Origin of the sequence: Micromonospora sp. NPDC049580 (genome assembly GCF_040675595.1) — a bacterium.
Classification (GTDB): domain Bacteria; phylum Actinomycetota; class Actinomycetes; order Mycobacteriales; family Micromonosporaceae; genus Micromonospora.
Window position 1 is genome coordinate 1 of record NZ_JBFAPG010000450.1, and the last position, 5,235, is coordinate 5,235.

At 74.6% G+C, this 5,235-nt stretch carries 4 protein-coding genes; all 4 read right to left on the bottom strand.

The annotated features are described in order from the left end of the window. Window positions 1-72: 72 nt before the first annotated feature. On the bottom strand, window positions 73-1,356 hold the full coding sequence (gene serS / locus AB0J68_RS26520; protein ID WP_363940968.1) for a serine--tRNA ligase: 1,284 nt from the start codon (window positions 1,354-1,356) through the stop codon (window positions 73-75). Between the two features lie 95 nt (window positions 1,357-1,451). Continuing rightward, window positions 1,452-2,573 carry a MerR family transcriptional regulator gene (locus tag AB0J68_RS26525; protein ID WP_363940971.1) on the bottom strand — a complete coding sequence of 374 codons (1,122 nt, stop codon included), beginning with the start codon at window positions 2,571-2,573 and terminating at the stop codon, window positions 1,452-1,454. Window positions 2,574-2,598: 25 nt separating this feature from the next. Further along, a complete protein-coding gene (locus tag AB0J68_RS26530) occupies window positions 2,599-3,819 on the bottom strand; it encodes a saccharopine dehydrogenase NADP-binding domain-containing protein (protein WP_363940974.1) in 1,221 nt (406 codons plus the stop codon). A gap of 49 nt (window positions 3,820-3,868) precedes the next feature. Next, complete coding sequence (locus tag AB0J68_RS26535) at window positions 3,869-5,017, bottom strand: alcohol dehydrogenase catalytic domain-containing protein (RefSeq protein WP_363940978.1); 1,149 nt, start codon at window positions 5,015-5,017, stop codon at window positions 3,869-3,871. Between the last annotated feature and the right edge of the window lie 218 nt (window positions 5,018-5,235).

Below are 5,235 nucleotides of genomic sequence, written 5' to 3' on the forward strand. Positions count from 1 at the left end.
AACATGAAGTTGTTGCCGCGACACGCCGAGGCGGCGGGCAATAACTTCATGATCGACAGCGGGAGGCGGGGTTTAGTGCGGGGACAGGCGGTCTGTGCCCAGGCGGTCCTGGAGGACCTCGGGGACCAGGACTGAGCCGTCGGCCTGCTGGTACTGCTCCAGGATGGCCGGGAAGAGCCGGCTGGTGGCCAGCGCGGAGCCGTTGAGGGTGTGCACGAAGCGGGTCTGCTTGGCACCCGGCTCGCGGTAGCGGATGGCCGCCCGGCGGGCCTGGTAGTCGCCGGCCCAGGAGACCGACGACACCTCCTTGTACTTGCCGGTGCTCGGCATCCACACCTCGATGTCGAGGGTCTTCTTCATCGAGGCGCTCGCGTCACCCGCCGAGAGCAGCGTCCGCTGGTAGTGCAGACCCAGCCCCTCGACCAGGCTCTCGGCGTGGGCGAGCATCTCCTCCAGTGCCGCGTCCGCCTGCTCGGGCAGGGTGAACTGGAAGATCTCCACCTTGTTGAACTGGTGCCCGCGCACCGTGCCGCGCTCGTCCGAGTGCGACCCGGCCGACTCCCGCCGGTAGCAGGGCGTGTACGCGAACGCCTTCAGCGGCAGCTTCGTGGTCTCCAGGATCTCGTCCTGGTACGCGCCCAGGATCGCCGTCTCCGACGTGGGCAGCAGGAACTGCCCGCGCGGCGCGGAGTCGGCGTCCAGGTGGTAGACGTCGTCGTAGAACTTGGGGAACTGACCGGCGGCGAAACCGGCCGAGTCGAGCAGCAGGTGCGGCGGGAGCAGGAACTCGTAGCCGGCCCTGATGTGCTGGTCGACGAAGTAGTTGAGCAGCGCCCACTCCAGCCGCGCGCCGACCCCCGTGTAGATCCAGAAGCCGGAGCCGCCGAGCTTGACGCCGCGCTCATAGTCGACCAGACCCAGCGCGCGGGACAGCTCCACGTGGTCGCGGACCTTCTCGATCACCGGCGGCTCGCCGAAGGTCTTGACGACCCGGTTCGCCTCCTTGCCGCCGGGCAGGACGTCGTCGCTGGGCAGGTTCGGCAGCTCGCTCATCGCGTCGCGCAGCCGGGCCTGCACCTCGTCCAACTGGGACTCCAGCTCGGCGAGCTGCTTGCGCTCGGACTCCGGCGCGGTGACCTGCGGCTCGGTGCCGGCGCGCTTCGCCTGCGCGTACGCACGGGCCTCGGCCTTGCGGCGCTGCCGCTCGGCGTCGATCTCCGTGATCAGGGCGCGCCGTTCCTGGTCGAGCCGCTGGATCTCGTCCAGGGCCCGATCGACCTCGGCGGGATCCAGACGCTTCGCCAGCGCGGTCGCCACCGCCTCGCGATCCTTCCGGATCAACTCCATGTCGAGCATGCTGCTCCGTACGCCTCCGTCCGGGGTTCACTGGTGAACCATCAGATGCTACCGTCGCGCACGTTTCCACCCGGGGACGGGGAGCGCGACAGGTTTTACAGCCGGATCGGCATCAGCACGGAGAAGGTGTCCTCGTCGTTCGGGCGGCGCACGGCCAGCGGGGCGATCGGCCCGTCCAGCTCCAGCACCAGCTGCGGGCAGCCGGCCGCGTCCAGTGCGTCGAGCAGGTACTCGCCGTTGACCCCGAACCGCAGCCCGCTCACCGGATCGGGCACCGGATCGGGCGTCGGGTCGGCCGCGGCCAGCTCGGTGGGGTGCAGCAGGCGCAGGCCGCCGGAGTCGTCGAGGCCGAGGACGGAGACCGCCAGCGGCGTGCCGGCGTACTTGCGGGCCAGCGTGGGGGCGGCCGGGTCGCGCAGTGCCGCCCGCAGCGCCACCACGTCCACCGGGATGCGGTACGCGGCCGGCCGCTCGCCGACCGCCTCGCGCAGCAGCCGACGGTAGTCCGGGAAGTCGTACGGCAGGGCGGTGCCCGTCAGCGTCCGACCGGCCACCGTCACCCGCAGGTCGACGCCGGCCACGGTCAGCCGCACCTCCCGGGCGTCGGCGGTGTCGAGCAGCCGGCGCAGCCGGTCGACGAGGTCCACCGGCACGAGCACCCGCGCGGGCGGTCCGTCGACGGCCGCACCGGCCCGGGCCAGCGCGAGCCGGTGCCGGTCGGTGGCGACCAGGCGCACACCGTCCGGCTCCACGTCGAGCAGCACCCCGGACAGCGCCGGCAGCTCCGGGTTGGCCCCGACGGCGAAGCGCACCGCGTCGAGGGCGGCGGCCAGCTCGGCGGGGGAGAGCAGCAGCGTGGTCACCGTCGTGGGCGCCGGGTCGACCAGGGCCCGGAGCCGGACGATCTCGCGGCGGGCGTCGGCCAGCCCGTCGGCCAGCCGGCGCAGGTGCGCGTCGAGCAGCCGGTGCACCTCGGCCGGCTCGGCGCGGACGGCGGCGGCGATCTCGGGCACCGGCATGCCGACCCGGCGCAGCCCCGCGACCAGCCGGGCCGGGCCGATCTGCTCGTCGGTGTACCAGCGGTAACCCGTCACCGGGTCGACCAGGGCCGGCGTCAGCACGCCCGCCGAGTCGTAGAAGCGCAGCGCGCTGACGGTCAGGCCGCTGGCCCGGGCCAACTCGCCGATGCTGTGCAGGTCGCTCACCACGTCGGGCATCCTGCCCCCTCGACCTGGTCGAGGGTCAAGCCGCCGGCTCCGCGTCCCGCTGCGCCGTCGGCGTGGCATCGTCCCGCTTGAGCACCCGGAAGGTGAGCCCGGCCCGGACCAGCCGGTCCAGCAGCGCGTCACCCATCGCCGCGACCGGGGTGAGCTGGCCGGCGGTCGGCGGCAGGTCGTCGAACGCGAGGCAGAGCGCCGACTCGGCGAGCATCTTCGCCGTCTCGTCGTAGCCCGGGTCGCCCCCCGCGACCTCGGTGACCACGCGCTTTCCGCCGCCGGTGCCGACGAACCGGACCCGGAACCAGGACGACGCCCGCTGCTGCGGGGTCGGGCCCTGCCCGGAGGCGAGCCGCCCGAGCAGCCAACGTCGGGTGGGCGGCACCTTCACCAGGCCGACCAGCGCGCCGAGCCCCACCGCGCTGACCAGTACGGTCGGCAGCCGCTTCACGGCGGCGAAGTGCCGGTAGCGAAAGTCCGGGCCGTACTCCGGGCGGCTGGCAGCCGTTCGGCGGATCACCTGCGGGTCGATGGTGGGCAGCGGCACGGTCCAGATGCCCAGCTCTGCCGAGCGGGCCAGCCGGCCGGGCACCGCCCGGACGCGGCGGTCGGTGGGGCGCGGCTCGACCGCCCGGCGGGCCCGGGCGGCCCGGCTGGCCTCCCCGGTCCGGGCGAACGCGGTGAGCGCGGAATGGTACGTCCCGGCGGAGAACCGGCCACCGGCGCGTACGTAGCCGTCCACGGTGATCGGGACGTCGGCGGGCAGCTGCTTGACGGTGAACCAGACGCCCAGATCGTGGGGGATGGAGTCGAACCCGCAGGCGTGCACCAGCCGGGCGCCGCTGGCGGTCGCCTCGGCGTGGTGGCGGACGTACATCAGGTCGACGAACTCCGACTCCCCGGTGATGTCCAGGTAGTCGGTGCCGGCTCGGGCGCAGGCCGCGACCAGTGGCTGCCCGTGGTGGACGTACGGGCCGACGGTGCTGGCGACCACCCGGGCGCTCTCCGCCACGGCGCGCAGCGACCCGGCGTCGGTCACGTCGGCGGTGAGCAGCGGCAGGTCGGCCAGCGTGGGGTCGATCGCGGCGAGCCGGCCGCGCACGGCGGCGAGGCGATCGGGGTTGCGCCCGGCCAGCGCCCACCGCAACCCGGGCGGCGCGTGCCGGGCCAGGTATTCGGCCGTCAGCCCCCCGGTGAAGCCGGTCGCCCCGAACAGCACCACGTCGTACGCCCGCTCCCCAGCCATCCCCCGAGTCTGCCACCCGCCATCGCCCAGCGCCGATCGGAGGGCGAGGTCACGGCGTGAACACGGCCCGGACGCAGCCGTCGGCGCGGTCGACGAACAGCGCGTACCCGCGGAGGCCGTCCTCCAGCGGCAGCCGGTGGGTGGCCAGGTGCTCGGTACGCAGCTCGTCGCGGGCCATCCGGTGCAGCAGCATCGGCACGTCGCCCAGGTCCGGCCGGCGTGCCCCCCGCACCGTGAGCCGCTTGTCGGTCACCGCGCCCAGTGCGAACGCGTCCACGTGCCCCTGGGCCCCGCCGAGCACCACCACCACGCCGTCCTTGCGGCAGGCGTGCACCGCCTCGCGCACCGCGTCCGGGCGGTCGACGTCCCGGCCGGCCAACCGATCGACGACCGACCGCGTCGGCGGTACGCCCACCGCGACCACGCACACGTCCGGGCCGCGTCCACCGCTGCGCTCCCGCAGCTCCGCCGCGACGTCGGTACGGCGGTAGTCCAGCGGCTCCGCCCCGGCGTGCCGCTCGGCCATCCGCAGCCGCTCCTCGTGCCGGTCGACGACGAGCACCCGGGCGGCACCGTGCAGCGTCGCGGCGCGAGCGGTCAACTGACCCACCGCCCCGGCGCCCCACACCGCCACCACGTCGCCGGGTCGCACCTCGCCCAGCTCGGCCGCCAGCCAGCCGGTCGGCGCCGCGTCGGCGGCGAACAGCGCCCGGTCGTCGCCGACCGCGTCCGGCACCCGGAACGCGCCCACGTCGGCGTACGGCACCCGGACGTACTCGGCATGGCCGCCCGCGAAGCCACCCGCCGCCCGGGGCCGGCCGAAGCAGCCGGCGTCCGAACGCCCCCGGTCCGGATCGACGCTCGCCACGTCGGCGCCGCCGTTGTCGCAGCAGGAGTGCCGGCCCCGGCGGCAGTACCAGCAGCCGCCACACGCGACACTCGCGCCGACCACCACCCGGTCGCCGATCCGGTGTCGCCGGACCGCCGGGCCGGCCTCGACCACCTCGCCCAGGAACTCCGTCCCCAGCACGTCACCGGCACGCAGCAGCGGGTCCCGACCGGCCAGCAGCGGCAGGTCGGCGCCGCTGGTGGCGCTGCGGCGGACGCGGACGATGACGTCCCGCTCGTTGCGCAGCTCCGGGTCGGGCACCTCGCGTACCGCCAGCTCGTCGGCGGCCACCCAGCACAGCGCCCTCACCCGCGGGCCGTCCGGCGGTCCAGCGCCGAGCGGTCCGCGCGCAGCACCTCGCCGGCCTCCACGCGCTGCTTGACCTGGCGCAGTGTCCGGCGGACCAGCAGCTGCGGGTCGTCGCCGACCAGAGTTCAGCACGGCACCGAAGATCCCCGACGACCGGATCCTCGGCTACCTGATGCTGAACGGCGGCGGCATGCTTCTCGTGGCCTCCCGGGTGCTGC